Here is a 15,479-nt window from a genome sequence, read left to right as displayed (position 1 = left end):
TTAAATTAAAATAAAAAAGCCGAATTTCACTAGCAATGAATTCGACTTTTTTGATTTCTATATTGAATTAGATTACTAACTTATGCAATCAACTCAAAGATGAAAAGCGTCTAAATTCCCCGTTATACGCAGTTAACAAAACCATTTTTCTTTTCGCGTATAAGAAAAAGCCGAATTGAATACATTGATACATACTAGCTATGATTAAGAAGTGAACAAGAATTTGCGGATTTTCAATCACACCACCTATATCTGTTGCCATCGCTACAATGTATAAAAAGGACAAAACTGTTCCAAGAATAGTAGGGATAAAAAATAGGATTGTGATTTCTGTTGAAACAGTTTTCTTTATTTCTTTGAAGGTCATTCCAATTTTAAACAACTTCTTATATTTTTCCTTTTCCTTATCAACTTCGGAAAATAAGTGTAAATAAAGTAAAATAAACGAGCCAAAGAAGAAAATCACACTAATAAACGATGTCACAAAAAATAATACCCCGTTAGCATTTTTATTGTATTGATAATCCTCCACTTTTGAAGAAACAGAGAGATCTTCTGCATGATCATTTATATTAGGTTTAGTTAATTTCTCTTCTAACTCTCTTACAACCCCCATTGTTGCTTTCCAATCTTGAACATTGAGTAGATGAATCGTGGAAGAGGTTCCCTCTATATACTTTTTTATTAACTCAAATTGAGTTGGGCTGACGATTAGAAATTCTCGAAGATTACCAACATAGTTGAGTTCCTTCCCAACCACTATATCTTTAAGACTAAACGTTTTTTTCTCCCCTAGAATAGGAAGGTTAAGTTTCTCACTAAAATTCGTACTTCCCACGTATTGTCGCTGTTCATTTATAAAGTATAAAAATTCGGTATCCTTCAATTCTATTGCTCTTGAAGTTAACTTGTTAAAATACTCTGAGGACATAAACACAAAACGATCCTCATTATGGTAATCACTATTGTTATAAGGTAGCTTCTTTATATACGTATAAATCGGTATAGCTAGATGTTCTTGGACCGGATTTTCTCTTTGATCAACCATTGCAAATAACTCTTCTTTAGATAACTGTTCATGTTCGGATTGTATGAGCGCTATATCAAATGGATTAGCAATCAATACTTCTTTTTCATATTCTAAGTAGGTGAATAAAATAATCGTACTGTATAAAATCGTGACCATAATCATAACGGTGACGAGCATAAAAATAGAGGTAAACTGCTTAAATTTATAATCTAGATTTGTAAGAAGAAACAATCTCCGATAGTAAAAAGATGGATACTTCTTAGCTAGTTTTATAAAAAAACTAGAGAATTGATTTATAGAAATAAACAAACCTAGCAAAGTTAAAAGAGCCCATAATAGAAGGAAATAACCACCATAAAGCCCGGTATACGTTAAATAGAGGCCCAATATCGAACCAAACAGAATGAATAGTCCGATCAAGCCTAGTAGTGGACTATTAAACTTTCCCTCTTCAGCCATTCTGTCACTTTTTAAGGAATAAACGGTCGGATTTGTTAGAGTAAGGAAAAGAGAATGTGCAACTGCGACCAAAAATACAATTAGATAGATGATCACCGTATACTGGAACATACTGCTGTTCACATGAAAGGGAACTACCTCTAACCCCAAAGTATTAATTAAGATGAGAAAGAATAGTCTAGAAAAAGTTACACCTGCTAAGAGACCTGAACCAATGGACAAGAGAGCAATGATTCCATTTTCTACTAGTAATAACCTTCCAATATCTTTCCCCGACATCCCAATTGACATAAATAAAGCAAACTCACTTTTTCTTCTTTTCATAAAAATCTTATGTGAATAGTGAATGAAAAATACAGTAAAAACTATTAAAGAAACAGCCGGTACGGTTAACACATATTTAATGGAATCTAGTTTTTTCACCTGAACAATGCTCTCATTAAAATAGATAGACGAAAACATAAAGAACACCATTACCGTTAAACTGTTGCATAGAAAGTAAAATAGATATTTCTTATAATGAGCTTTTGCCATCTTCCAGATGATGTGATTAAAGGTCATAGGCTTTTCCTCCTAAGATCGCTACATTATCCATAATTTGATCTAAGAATTCCTCCCTACTTCCCTTCTTTACAATATAGGAATGAATGGTACCATCTTTGATAAAAATGACCTTTTGACAATAACTTGCGGCAAACACATCATGAGTTACAATTAATACCGTTGTTAACAACTCTTGCACGATTTTCTCAAAGCACTCCATAATGACTGCAGAAGATTTAGAATCTAAATTCCCGGTCGGTTCATCTGCAAAAATTAGCTCTGGCTCGTTCACGAGTGCTCGGCATACAGCAGTACGTTGTTGTTGGCCACCAGATATATTGTACGGATATTTCTCTAAAATTCCTTTGATATCAAATAGATTCGCTAAGACTTGAATTTGCTTCTCCATTTCATTTACCGTTTTCTTTTCTAAGATCATGGGAAGTAGAATATTTTCTCTGACAGACAAGCTGTCTAAGAGATTAAAATCCTGAAACACAAACCCTAATTTCTTTCTCCGAAACAGAGCTAATTTGTTTACATTTAGGGAGCTTACATTCTCACCAGAGATGGTAACTTCACCTGAAGTAGGTTGATCCATTCCACTTAATAGATTCAGTAATGTGGTTTTACCACTCCCAGACGGACCCATGATCGCAATAAACTCTCCTTTTTGAACAGAAAGACTTACCCCGTCCAGTGCAGTTGTAGAGCCAGCGCTCCCCGCTTCACCATATATTTTCACAATATTGTTAGCATCTAAAATGTTCACAGCTTCCTCCTTAAACAAGTGACTATAACATCATCCTAAACAAGATTAGGCCCGATAGCCATTGAAGAGACTAAAGAAACCTTACAGTTTTGTAAGGTTTCTTAGTGCTTACCTTGCTTTCCTGTTACCCAGCGAATCGTAACAGTTGTTCCAACCATGACCTCTGAATGAATGGAGATTGTTTGACCAAGCCGATCCGCAATTTTCTTGCATAAGTATAGTCCAATCCCTGTTGAATTTGAAAGTTCTCTACCGTTTTCCCCTGTAAAAAAAGGTTGAAAGACTCTTGGTACATCATATGTAGGGATTCCAATCCCTTCATCTATAATTGATAGGGTTGTATGCTCTTCATCTACTCTGATGATGAAGGAAAGCTTCTTACTTCCCTCTTTTATACTTGAGTATTTGATGGCATTTGAAATGACTTGATCTAGTAGCACTTCGTTCCATTTGGAATCTGTCACGATAAATGTAGTTTTCCCTTCAAATTCAATAGAAGGAAATATTGAGTTATAGATAAATTCTCTCTTTCGGTTGTTTATCAATTTTCTTAAAGAGGGTAACAAATCCACAGACTTAATATCTAAATCATTTTCAAAACGATCAATTCTGATCATCGTTAAACCTTGTTCGATAGAAGTGAGTAATCGATTATTTTCTTGAAGAATTCTTTCGTATACCTGAGGAGTTTCTGTTGTTTTTAATTCATCATTAATCATGAGCTCGATAACGGAAACGGGTGTTTTTAAATGGTGCATCCAATGAGATAAAAAATAGATTCGTTCTTTATTTTGTTCTTTCATTTCTGAGGTTCTTTTAGTATTCTCGGAGACGATTTTCGTTAATAGTTGCTGATACAACTTCTGCTCTTCTGATTGTGGCTTTAACTGTACGTCCTGGTTATTTAACATGCCTTCCATCTGACTGTTCATCGGATAATACCGGAACCAGTCTATAACGAGATACAAAGCTAATAAGAAGATACCTACGCTAAAAGGATATAGTAACTCCGTATTAGATGACTCACTCAGATGAAAAAATGCGATTACACATATCATATTTAAAAGGAAAAACCCAATTAGTAGGATTCTATCTTTTATAAACTTTTGTAGGGTATGGTTAAGCATTTTTATCCTCCTTAGGTGATGTAAGCATATACCCTACCCCTCGTTTACTTTTTATCGTTCCATTCAATCCAAGCTCTGAAATAAGTTGCTTAATTCTACTAATATTGACCGTAAGCGTATTATCATCGACAAAATGAACAGAATCCCAGACTTCCTCGATCAGCTCTTCCCTCGAAACAAAAACATTAGGTTGATCCATTAACTTTTTCAATAGCTTATATTCATTTTTGCTAAGCTCAACTTTTTTCCCCTGATAAGCTAGGGTCAGGTTGTTAGGATCTATACTCATGTCACCCACAGAAGTGTCCGCCTGTTCTACCGAGGCATATTCCCCATATACTCTTCTGATTGTTGCCTTCACCTTGGACTGCAGCATTTCAAAGGTAAATGGTTTTGTCAGATAATCATCTGCCCCAAGTTCAAGAGCCATAATCTGATCTAATTCTTGACTACGTGCTGAAATGATGAGAATGGGTACTTTGGATTGTCTACGAATACTCCTACATACATGATAGCCGTCATAATAAGGTAAGTTAATATCCAATAAAACTAGGTCTGGCTGAACTTTAATAAATTCATCTATTATACTCAGGAAATTTTCGGATTGGTGAACGTTATACCCATACCGCTCCAAGTTATCTTTCATCAGTCTACTTAACTGAATGTCATCTTCAACAAGCATAAGTTTGTACATGGTAGAGCTCCTTTTTACTATTTGCTGAAAAACAACCTTTATAATAGGCTAAAATACTATTATGATGAGGACTTCTTTTCTCTCCATAATATCACTTTTTAAGATAGGACAAAGTCTCATTTACAAAAGAGCTGCCTCTACAGACAACTCTTTTGCATATCTTTTAGCTTCTGTAAAACCAGTGTTTCTCGTTTAATCCATCCATTCATTTCACTTTCATGAATAAGTGACTCATTTTGTTCAACCGCACTGTCTAAAGGAACCCATACTGGTGTAAATTGCAAAGCTTGCTCATAGTCATCTAATTGTTGTTCTACTTTTTCCTTATTTGTTAATTGGCAAATATAATAATATGAGGACATTTGAAATAATGTATCAGTTTCGTATTCATCTAATTTCCTTTCAATATATGTCCCTATCTTTTTTTTGACTTCACAGTTGATATAACCAGTCTCTTCTGACACCTCACGAATTAGAGCATCTAAATGGTTCTCATTATCTTCGAGTCCTCCACCCGGAAATTTATAATCTCCTTTATTCGACTGAATTAAGAGGATTTTATGATCATGAAGAATAATTGCCCTTACTGCTTCTCTATGTTTGACCTTACAATATGTATGATTTGATTCAATCTCTTCTAAGAATATATTAAATAATAGTTCTTCACTCACTAGAAACATCTCTCCTTACTAAACCTCTACTTAATAGATTAAAAAACAGTATATTAGTTTGATATTATTTCCAATTCATTTTATACTATTTTGGACAATTTGTAAGTAACTTGACCAAGAGCGGTAATTCTCCTTGATATAAAAATATAGCAAATATAGCAAAAATGGTTAAGAACTTATTTACTACCACTGTTATAGTGAATATAAGGCAGGTGAGTGCATTGGAATATGAGGTCTGTATACAAAGAACACTTGATTATATTGAGGGAAACTTAAATAGCCCAATTACGTTAGTAGAACTGGCTGAGGTTGCTTGTTTCTCGCCTTTTCATTTTCACCGTGTTTTTCAGACAATGGTCGGAGAGTCGGTGATGGATTACATTCGTAAAAGGAGACTTACTAACGCTGCAGAGAGATTATTTTACACAGACGAAAAGGTGATTGATATTGCTTTTGATCTTGGATTTCAATATCCTGAATCATTTAATCGAGCATTCAAAAAATTCTACGCTGTTTCACCCAGACAATATCGTGACTCCAAGTGCTTATCTGGACCACTAATAGGAAAAGCTCGCCTTGTTATTACTCACTCTCTAGGAGGTATTTGTATGGAACCAAATATTATAAAAAAACCAGAGCTTCATATTATTGGCTATGAACTTAAAACGAGAAATGTAGACGGCCAGAATAATAGAGACATCCCAGAGTTTTGGCAACAATATATGCAGAATCAATTAGGATGTAAAATTCCAAATCCCATTCATCAAAATCAAGAGTTAGGAATCTGTACGGATTTTAATCCTGAAACGGGTGAATTTGTATATGTAATTGGAATGGAAGTTCCAAAGGGGACAGATGTACCTGAAGGAATGGTTTCTATAACAATTCCAGAACTAGAATATGCGGTATTCACAACACCTAAATCAGATGAGAAATCGTTTACCTCTTCTATTCAGTCCACCTGGAATCAAATATTTACAGAATGGTTCCCGAAATCAAATTATGAACATGATGGAACAGTAGAATTCGAATTGTATGATGAAAGATGCTACGGAGCAGTGGATAAAGAGATGGATCTTTACATCCCTGTAAAAAAACAAGCAGTTGCAAGAGGAAATTCAGAAGTATACTCGAGCTAATAAGTAAGAGAGTACTTATCATTCTAGATAACGATTCCTCTTCTGAAGTACAAAATCATCAATAACAGTACAAATAACGTAATAAAAAGCATGGTGATTTTTTAATCATCATGCTTTTTCGCTTGAGAATAGGATTAGTAAGAAATCGAAGTCGAAATAATTGGAATTGCAATAGCCGGAAAAATCCGCTTGTTTCGTTGCTCTAACACCTGTCCCCACTAAAGTAATTCCTCGATATCCTTCCGAATGGTCGCTGGATTCGTTGTAGGTGCGTATCGCTTAACGACTTCACCATTTTTATTGATCAAGAACTTCGTAAAATTCCATTTAATTGCTTCAGAGCCTAGAAACCCTTTTTTCGCTTTTGTTAAATATTGAAATAAGGGGTGGGCATCCTCCCCTTTAACATCAACCTTTCCAAACATGGGAAAGGTTACTCCGTAGTTCACTTGGCAAAATTCCTCAATGTCATCGTTATTGCCAAGTTCTTGGTTACGGAACTGGGTGCAAGGAAACCCAAGTACAATTAAGCCTGTATTTTTATAATCATTGTACAGTTCTTGTAGCTTCTTAAATTGCGGGGTTAACGCACATTTACTTGCCGTATTAACTATTAAAAGGACTCTATTTTTATAGTCAGAAAGCTTAACTTCTTTTCCCATAATATTTAAGGCGTTGTAGTCGTAAACGGACATTGTTTCTCCCCCCATTTAACATGATTAACGATTCTTTTTATTTACGACCTTCTTCTTCGGACGATTCGGTGATCCAGTACCTTTACTTCTTTCTGGACGTTTTGACTGCTCATCCGTCAATTGGCCTCTATATAAAGCTACCTTTTCTAAACCTAGCTTCAGTCTTTTATCAAATTGAAGCAATCCTTGTTCCTCACCCGGTGTAACGATTGACACAACTGTACCCGTTGCCCCCATTCTTCCTGTTCGCCCTGAACGATGAACAAATTGTTCAATAGCCTCAGGAAGATCGAGATGAACCACATGAGTAATTCCTTCAATATCAAGTCCCCTCGCAGCAACATCGGTTGCCAGCAGTAATTGATATTTACCAATTCTAAACTTCTTAATCGTTGCTTCCCGCTCTGCTTGTGTGGACTGGCTGTATAAAATACCAGCACTAATTTTTCTATACTTCATCTTCTCGCCTAATGCTTCTAGATGAAAAGAATCATTGATGAAGGCAATAGCTTTCATATCTGGTTCTGTGTGTAAAAGCTTACGTAAGTAGTCAATTTTCTCACGACGTTCACAGACTATGTAGAGGTGCTTAATTTTTTCCTTAAGCTCAAGTGTTGTTTCAATGGTTAATTTCTCTGGACTATTCATTCTTTTTTCAAGCTGGTCCATCGTAGATTGTGGAATCGTTGCAGAAAAGGCAACTAGCTGACGATCTTTTAACGTAGATTGAATGATACGATCAATTTCTTTTGTTGCACCCGAGCCTAATAGCTGATCAGCTTCATCCAATACGATTGTTTTTACTTCGTGCATTTTAAGTTTTCTTAGCTCAATCAGTTCAACGATCCGATGTGGTGTCCCGATTATAATTTGAGGATGCTTTTTGAGCTTTTCCAGCTGTCTCTTTAAATCCGCTCCTCCAATAAACGAAGCTGAGGAAAAGGGACTATCCTTTAAGAATTTTTGAGCTTCCTCGTGAATTTGCATCGCTAATTCTTTCGTCGGGGCAACAATCACTCCTTGAGGACTCTTCACTTCTTCATTCAATGCTTCAAAAATCGGTAGTAAATAAGCTAGAGTTTTTCCTGTACCAGGTGGTGATTCAACCATCATATCCTTTTTTTGAAGCATTCCTGGTATCGCGTTTGATTGAACTTTAGTAAACTCAGAAAAACCTGCCTTTGTCCATGCCTCAGAAAGGAATGAGCGAAATTCTTTAATCGAAGTTTCCATTTGCACTCTCCTAGTTTGATTAATAACCATTTGCCTGAAGCAAATGTAAAGTCTTCTCCATATAGTGGAACATGTCTAGTAAATCATCTATATCTTCCTCTTGAATGGTTCGGTTAAATATTAACTTAATCTCGACTTCGTTTTGTCCTGTTTCAGGAAAGTCAGAAATTATTTTTGTTTTTATTTCACGGTCTCCCCATACATTTGAAACAATTGATTGTAAACCTGTCACATCTCCACTCGATTGATCAAGATCCATCTTGAAGGTAATTTCAGTGGAACAACCCATTTTCTCTTTATTCAAGACCAACAGTTCGCTTGAAAGCTGACTTACTGTTGAAGCCAACTCCCATGAACAGCATGCTCTAGTTTGATCAGGTAGCTTAAATGTGATGAGATAGTGTCTAGACATAGTTGCAAGATCAATCATATCCTTCCTATTTATAACCGTTAGTTCTCCTTCGAGATCCCGGTCATAAACGGCACCTTCTACCACTACCTTTAAATTATCAAAAATCGTGGGATCAAACAAAAGCATTCTCTCCTTTACAGACTCAAACTGTTAGTCTTATTATATCAGTGATTAGTCACATCATACTTAATCTGGAAGTTTAGAACAAACCTACCATATTTCCTTCTTCATCAACATTCATTTGTAAGGCAGCAGGCTGCTTTGGTAAACCTGGCATTGTCATGACATCACCTGTTAATGCGACGATGAAGCCTGCACCAATTGATGCCTTAAGCTCACGAATTGTAATCGTAAAGTCTGAGGGGCGTCCTAGCTTGGTAGGGTCATCTGATAAGGAATACTGTGTTTTAGCCATACAAATCGGGAGGTTCCCCCAACCAGCTTTTTCAAATTGAACCATTTGTTTTCTTGCGGCAGTTGTAAAATCCACACCTTTGGCTCCGTATACCTTCTGGGCAATCGCCGTTATCTTCTGTTCGATAGATTCATTCGCATCATATAAGAAGGTGAATTTATTATCGTCCTCTTCAATGGCAGCAATTACCTGGTTTCCTAATTCAATTCCACCTTCTCCGCCCTTTTCCCACACTTCAGTTAAAGCCACTCTTACTTTCTTTTCCTTACACCATTGCTGTAACCAAGAAATTTCTTCTTCCGTATCAGTGATGAAACGATTAATGGCTACTACAAATGGCAATCCAAACCCTTGAATGGTTTCAATATGCTTTTCAAGATTTAAAATTCCTTCTTGTAATGCTTGAACATTTTCCTCTTTTAGTTGGTCTTTCGATTGCCCTCCATGCATTTTCAATGCTCGAATCGTAGCAACGATTACAACTACACTCGGTTTAATGTTTGCAGCCCGACACTTTATGTTTAAGAACTTCTCTGCTCCTAAATCCGCACCAAACCCAGCTTCTGTAATGACATAATCCCCTAATTTTGCGGCTAACCTCGTCGCAATGACACTATTACATCCATGTGCAATATTAGCAAATGGACCTCCATGAATGATCGCAGGAGTGTTTTCTAATGTTTGAACAAGATTTGGCTTTAAGGCGTCTCTTAGAATCATCGTTAGTGCACCTTCATAGCCTAAATCCTTAACTGTTATCGGCTCTCGATTGAAATTGTAGGCTACAACAATTCGTCCTAATCTTATCTTTAAATCCTTTAAATCTGTTGCTAAACAAAATACTGCCATGATCTCTGAAGCAACAGTTATATCAAAGCCATCCTCACGTGGAACACCTTGAATAGGTCCACCAAGACCAACAATCACCTTTCTAAGTGAACGGTCATTTAAATCAACAACCCGCTTCCATACTACTCTTCTAGCATCAATCTGAAGTTGATTTCCTTGGTGAATATGATTATCGATGAAAGCAGATAATGCGTTATTCGCTGTAGTAATGGCATGGAGATCTCCTGTGAAATGAAGATTGATATCCTCCATTGGAACCACCTGGGAATACCCCCCACCAGTGGCACCACCCTTAATTCCCATTGTTGGGCCTAAGGAAGGTTCTCTCATTGCAATCATCGCTTTTTTTCCTAATTTATGTAAAGCTTGTCCAAGCCCAACTGTTACCGTTGATTTACCTTCTCCAGCAGGAGTTGGATTGATTGCTGTAACTAGGACCACATGACCATCCGATTGATCCTTTAATCGATCAAGCAATGATAAGTTTAGCTTTCCTTTATAATGACCGTACGGCTCAAGCTCTTCTTGATTAATGTCTAGCTCCTCAGCAATTTTATAAATTTGATTTAGTTTTGCCTGCTGTGCAATCTCGATGTCTGATAATACCTGTTTTCCCATGTTGAGACCCCCGCTATTTTCATTTTTCAAAAGCTGAATATAGGACTTTAAATCACCTTTCTCATTATAACTCTTTACGTCCATAAAGTTTAATATACTTTTACAAAAACTTATTGAGCCCTTTATATAACTATATGTTCTCTTTATTTTCACGTTACATGGATGTGATAAGGTTAACATATATCAAACTGAGTCAAGGGGGAGCATGCTAATGAGGGAACGGCCGAAGATTTTAATTTTAACAGCTAAATATGGCAATGGTCATGTTCAAGTAGCACATACGCTTGAACAAAAACTCCATGAATTAGGCATTGACAATGTTAAAGTAATTGACCTGTTCGCTGAAGCTCACCCCATTATTACTGAATTTACAAAGTATTTATATTTAAAATGTTTTACTGTTGGCCCTCAATTCTATCGCCTTTTTTATTATGGAATTGAAAAGATTCATGATAAAAAGATTGCCTATTGGTATAGGAATTTTGGTAAAAGGCGACTTTCTCTTCTATTAGACCAGGAGAAACCAGACATTATTATCAATACATTCCCCTTGATTGTCGTACCAGAGTTACAAACAAAAAGAAAATCAATAATTCCAACCTACAATGTTGTGACTGATTTTTGTTTACACCAAATTTGGATTCATCGAGAGATCGAAAAGTATTACGTTGCAACTGAAGAAGTAAAAAATCGATTGATCCAAAAGGGTGTGGAGGGTTTTAAAGTTCTTGTGACGGGAATCCCTATTAGAGATTCATTTACTCAAGGTCAACCTCTTTCTTCTCTCTATAAAAAATACGGGTTGAATACTCAGAAAAAGACCATCCTCATTATGGCAGGTGCTCACGGAGTATTAAAACATACAGTGGAACATTGTGAAAGCTTATTGCAAGCCGATTCCATTCAATTGATTGTAGTGTGTGGGAGTAACAGACTTCTGAAAGAAGAACTCAATCATTTAGTAGCTTCGCATAAAGATCGACTATTTGTTTTTGGTTATGTAGAACGTGTGGATGAGTTATTCCGAGTTTCAACATGTATGATTACAAAGCCAGGTGGAATCACGTTAAGTGAAGCAGCTTCCATCGGTCTACCATTAGTGCTTTATAAGCCAGTACCTGGGCAAGAAAACGAAAATGCCAAGTATTTTCAAGCTAAGGGTGCTGCTATCATAGTAGATCGACCGGAGTATTTATTAAACGAGGTTACACATCTATTAAAATACGAAGAAAGATTATTATCAATGAAGAACAATTTAAAGGATATTTCTAAAAGCAACTCTGCACAAACCATTATAGAAGATATTTTACTACAATACGAAAATCGGAGTCACATCCATCAAACTAAAGCACGATAGCTATCTAAATAGCAAGTGCTTGGAAGACGAATCCAAGCATTTGCTATTTCTCACTATAATGTAAAAGGTTGAGACCACTTATCTCGAACGTCCATGTGTCGCTAGTCATGAGTGTCTCTTTTTCCAACACATAACCGACGAATTGCTCATACTCCCCTTCATGATCCCCCATACCGCTTCCAAAACTAGTAGGTTCACCCTCATTATCAAAAGCCTCTAATTTTACATCTCCAGTTGTATATGTGTTTTCTTCAGGGTTCAATTGAAATAAACTGATCATCGTTCCGTTCGGAGATTGATACACACTATCGAAACCAATATTAATAATAACTTCAGCATTACCGTTCAATGAATTTTCTCTTTCGACGATCTCCGTCAGATAAACATCTGTGTTGTGTATGGTATTGAGTTTAATGGGTTCTTCTAACCCATTTAGTATTTCTTCCGTTGTGAGTTCCAACTTGACTTTCTCCTCGTAAGGGACGGTTTGAACATCGAATTGATCTACATGTTGGCGAATAAATACAATATCCTTTTCTTCCATAATGGAGCAAGCTACCGTGATAAAGGATAATAAAATGACGAAGATCCCTTTCTTACCATATGTAAGCATAGTTAAGAACACCCTCCACCTCTAAGAATCTGTTAAACATTGTGTTGATTTTCGTTCCAGGACACTCGCTTTCCGTGGGCGGTCTCTTGAGCCTCCTCGGCGCTCTGCGCCTGTGGGGTCTCTCTCGACACGCTTCTCCCACAGGAGTCTCGCGTCCTTCCACTTCAATCAACTCTGCTAAAATCATGAATGTTCTTTAACAAAGCCTTTCTCAAAAATAGAAACCCACATAAACGATAAAGCTTGGTGTAGCTCAGTTGATAAACCATATAAATTCGCTGGCTTCACTTCTTTTTTGTATACTCCATGTGCATCAACTAGATGATACCCATCATCCTTTGCAAGCTTTTCAAATTCCCATGGCATCATGGTATTGCAGATCACATTCTCTCCATATAAGCGAGGAAGGCTATTATGTCTCGGTCCTGCTGTTGGACCTAGTATACCTATACACAATACACCTGACGTTTTCAGAACTCTGCTGAATTCTTTTAGTACATGTAAGGGATCGACTGTCCACTCTAGTGAATTAATAGCCATGATCGCATCAAAGGTACCGTCTGGAAACGGTAGACTTGCAATATCAGCTTTTAGAAATTGACTACTAGTATCGTGATTTAATTTCCTTGCCTTATCAATCATATTAGCGGATACATCCACACCTGTAACTTGGAAACCTTGCTTATCTAGTAATAAGGATCCATAACCATCCCCACAACCAGCATCTAAAATTGAACCAGACTGGCTATATTTTTTAAGGAACGGAATGATGGTTTGTCGACTGCCATGATTCCACATATCCTTACTACTTTGATTCCAAAAATCAGCTTTGTCATCCCATTGCTTCGCCGCTTCATTATGCCATTCAAACATCATGCTTCCTCCAATAGGCGTGAGTAGTAATATTCGTCGACCCATTTCCCATTAATTCGAAGAGACGCCTTCTTCGTTCCCTCTCGTTTAAAGCCCATTTTTTCGTACAAGGCAATTCCTTTTTCATTATGAGTCATCACCGTTAGCTCGGTTCTATATATTCCTTTTTCCTTTGCCCAGACAAATAGGGTGTCAAATAATGCAGAGCCAATTCCTCTTCCATGAAAATCCTTTAAGATTCCAATCACAATATAGGCAGAATGCTTTTTTCTATTATTTCCTCCACCCATTGCACCTAAAAATCCAACAAGTTGGTCTTTCTCTTCAGCTACAAAAATCATGGAGTTTTCCTGCGAGAGTATTCTCTTTAAGCCTTCAGCTTGCTGTTCAACAGTTGTTTTTCTTTCACCTGGCTCAAATAGCATAAAGGCAGTTTCTTCATCTAATTGTTTCGCTAAGTTCAAAAATAATGGTGCATCCTCTACTTTTATCTCGCGGATCCTCATGGTAAAATTCCCCATCCCTTTACTCCTATCATAGCACAAAGCTAAAATACTCAACATACTTAAAACAAGATCAAGGAATACTAAAAGATGATTTAAATAAAGGTTCTGTTTAACCTTGTTGTTGATTTTCGTTACAGGACACTCGCTTCCGCGGGGCGTGCGGTGAGCCTCCCCGGCATTCGCCTGCGGGGTCTCACCTGTCACGCTTCCTCCCGCAGGAGTCTCGCATCCTTCCACTACAATCAACTGTGCTTGGATCTAAACATTCTACATTAACAGAGCCTAAATAAAAAAATAGGAGGATTATTATGACTAAAATTCCGAATAAAGGAAGCTCTAATCAAAACTCTCCGCGAAGAGGAAATAACTTAGAGGAATTTGCAAAAGAGATTGTTCCTGGTGATAACAACAAAGGGAATAAACGAAACAAAGAAAAGCGTGATAAAACAAACCCACAGGGTGAACGAGACAATTTATAAATAATATGTAGAATTGCGGCCTATATACAGGCCGTAATTTAATTAGATTTTAAAACTTGTCATTATAATCATATAAAAAAACTATCGAGAAAACCCGATAGTTTCTAAGATGTCATTTCTAAAGATTGTGCAGTCGATACATTTACTTGGTGAAAGGTAATTTCCGGTCTACTTCCTACACGAATATTTAAACCTGTCTGTCCTAGTCCCTCACTGATGTAAAACGGCTTTCCATCAAAATAATGTAGGCCTTTTACCATGTTTAAGCGAACTAGCTTCCCCATTTTCACTAGGTGGTATGGCTTTGGCCAACAAATTTGTCCACCGTGAAAATGACCTGATAATAAATAATCAAAATGATAATCTTTCATATGCATGACAATATTGGGATCATGCGTTAATACAAGATTATAACCATCCTCGACATTTTCATATGATTCTTCTAAGTTACTTCGCTTTGTACTGAAGTCATCAATCCCAATAATGTTTAGACGACCATCCTTAGTTTGAATCGTAATCGTTTCATTACGAAGTGTTTTACAACCATAATCATTTAATAGAGTTTCTAACTGTTGAAACGGCTCTTCTCTTAGAACATAATCATGATTTCCGTATACAGCAAACGTTCCATAGGTTGGTTCAAGTTTTTGGAAAACCTCTAAATACTCCGTTAACTTTGGAATCGTACGTTTACGGTCTAAGAAGTCTCCTGTTAATGCGATTAAGTCAATATTGTGATCTTTAACTTTTTCATACAGTTCATCTGGAGAAATGGAGATGTTTTCTAAATGTAAGTCTGAGAGATGTAGGACAGATATGTTTGTAGAGTTTAGTTTTGAAGGATTAGTAGAGACAGAGTTTAAATATTGAATAGAGATTTCTTTTGTGTTCTGGTTTCCTTTTTTATAGCCGTAGATCATCATGCCAATAACAAAGAAAGTGATCATTAAAAGAACTACCATCATATATCCCCTCCTCGTTAAAGAGTATAGCA

At 36.6% G+C, this 15,479-nt stretch carries 16 protein-coding genes; 3 read left to right on the top strand and 13 right to left on the bottom strand.

Annotated elements, in window-relative coordinates:
* Positions 1–88 precede the first annotated feature (88 nt).
* From M1D60_RS08195 to M1D60_RS08175, 5 genes are all read right to left on the bottom strand, one after another.
* Positions 89–2,050 (bottom strand): FtsX-like permease family protein, encoded by a 1,962-nt coding sequence (locus M1D60_RS08195; protein ID WP_456278671.1) that lies wholly within the window; start codon positions 2,048–2,050, stop codon positions 89–91.
* Entirely contained in the window at positions 2,040–2,804 is a 765-nt protein-coding gene (locus tag M1D60_RS08190; RefSeq protein WP_456278670.1) for an ABC transporter ATP-binding protein, read from the bottom strand. Before M1D60_RS08190 ends, M1D60_RS08195 begins: the two co-directional genes overlap by 11 nt.
* A 101-nt stretch (positions 2,805–2,905) precedes the next feature.
* A complete protein-coding gene (locus tag M1D60_RS08185) occupies positions 2,906–3,931 on the bottom strand; it encodes a sensor histidine kinase (RefSeq protein WP_456278669.1) in 1,026 nt (341 codons plus the stop codon).
* Complete coding sequence (locus tag M1D60_RS08180) at positions 3,924–4,625, bottom strand: response regulator transcription factor (protein WP_456278668.1); 702 nt, start codon at positions 4,623–4,625, stop codon at positions 3,924–3,926. The genes M1D60_RS08185 and M1D60_RS08180 overlap by 8 nt, the downstream gene beginning before the upstream one ends.
* A gap of 137 nt (positions 4,626–4,762) precedes the next feature.
* A complete protein-coding gene (locus tag M1D60_RS08175) occupies positions 4,763–5,305 on the bottom strand; it encodes an NUDIX domain-containing protein (protein ID WP_456278667.1) in 543 nt (180 codons plus the stop codon).
* 212 nt (positions 5,306–5,517) lie between these two features.
* Here M1D60_RS08175 and M1D60_RS08170 point away from each other — a divergent pair, with 212 nt between their 5' ends.
* Positions 5,518–6,435 (top strand): AraC family transcriptional regulator, encoded by a 918-nt coding sequence (locus M1D60_RS08170; protein WP_456278666.1) that lies wholly within the window; start codon positions 5,518–5,520, stop codon positions 6,433–6,435.
* Between the two features lie 218 nt (positions 6,436–6,653).
* Here M1D60_RS08170 and M1D60_RS08165 read toward each other — a convergent pair whose 3' ends face one another.
* The 4 genes from M1D60_RS08165 to M1D60_RS08150 form a co-directional block, all read right to left on the bottom strand.
* On the bottom strand, positions 6,654–7,130 hold the full coding sequence (locus M1D60_RS08165; RefSeq protein WP_456278665.1) for a glutathione peroxidase: 477 nt from the start codon (positions 7,128–7,130) through the stop codon (positions 6,654–6,656).
* A gap of 24 nt (positions 7,131–7,154) precedes the next feature.
* Positions 7,155–8,363, bottom strand: coding sequence for a DEAD/DEAH box helicase (locus tag M1D60_RS08160; protein WP_456278664.1), 1,209 nt, complete (start codon positions 8,361–8,363; stop codon positions 7,155–7,157).
* Positions 8,364–8,382: 19 nt separating this feature from the next.
* The gene (locus tag M1D60_RS08155) at positions 8,383–8,895 is read right to left on the bottom strand and encodes a hypothetical protein (RefSeq protein WP_456278663.1); all 513 of its coding nucleotides are present in this window, start codon (positions 8,893–8,895) and stop codon (positions 8,383–8,385) included.
* Between the two features lie 79 nt (positions 8,896–8,974).
* Positions 8,975–10,657, bottom strand: coding sequence for a formate--tetrahydrofolate ligase (locus M1D60_RS08150; protein WP_456278662.1), 1,683 nt, complete (start codon positions 10,655–10,657; stop codon positions 8,975–8,977).
* A gap of 211 nt (positions 10,658–10,868) precedes the next feature.
* Between M1D60_RS08150 and M1D60_RS08145 the strand changes: the two genes are divergently transcribed.
* Positions 10,869–12,014: a diglucosyl diacylglycerol synthase gene (locus M1D60_RS08145; RefSeq protein WP_456278661.1), complete on the top strand. Its 1,146-nt coding sequence runs from the start codon at positions 10,869–10,871 to the stop codon at positions 12,012–12,014.
* A gap of 43 nt (positions 12,015–12,057) precedes the next feature.
* On the opposite strand, the gene M1D60_RS08140 is transcribed toward M1D60_RS08145, so the two are convergent.
* The 3 genes from M1D60_RS08140 to M1D60_RS08130 all read right to left on the bottom strand — a co-directional run bounded on the left by M1D60_RS08140 (position 12,058) and on the right by M1D60_RS08130 (position 14,021).
* Complete coding sequence (locus M1D60_RS08140) at positions 12,058–12,627, bottom strand: hypothetical protein (protein ID WP_456278660.1); 570 nt, start codon at positions 12,625–12,627, stop codon at positions 12,058–12,060.
* Between the two features lie 183 nt (positions 12,628–12,810).
* Positions 12,811–13,503, bottom strand: a complete 693-nt coding sequence (locus tag M1D60_RS08135) for a class I SAM-dependent methyltransferase (RefSeq protein WP_456278659.1) — start codon at positions 13,501–13,503, stop codon at positions 12,811–12,813.
* A complete protein-coding gene (locus tag M1D60_RS08130) occupies positions 13,500–14,021 on the bottom strand; it encodes an N-acetyltransferase family protein (protein ID WP_456278658.1) in 522 nt (173 codons plus the stop codon). Before M1D60_RS08130 ends, M1D60_RS08135 begins: the two co-directional genes overlap by 4 nt.
* A gap of 293 nt (positions 14,022–14,314) precedes the next feature.
* Here M1D60_RS08130 and M1D60_RS08125 point away from each other — a divergent pair, with 293 nt between their 5' ends.
* Positions 14,315–14,485, top strand: coding sequence for a hypothetical protein (locus M1D60_RS08125; protein WP_456278657.1), 171 nt, complete (start codon positions 14,315–14,317; stop codon positions 14,483–14,485).
* A 104-nt stretch (positions 14,486–14,589) separates the two neighbouring features.
* On the opposite strand, the gene M1D60_RS08120 is transcribed toward M1D60_RS08125, so the two are convergent.
* Entirely contained in the window at positions 14,590–15,450 is an 861-nt protein-coding gene (locus M1D60_RS08120; RefSeq protein ID WP_456278656.1) for a metallophosphoesterase, read from the bottom strand.
* Positions 15,451–15,479: the final 29 nt, after the last annotated feature.

It is taken from the genome of Bacillus sp. AK128 (assembly GCF_053903075.1).
The sequence above is the reverse complement of the archived record's forward strand: the minus strand, read 5'-3'. Positions and strand labels throughout refer to the sequence as shown.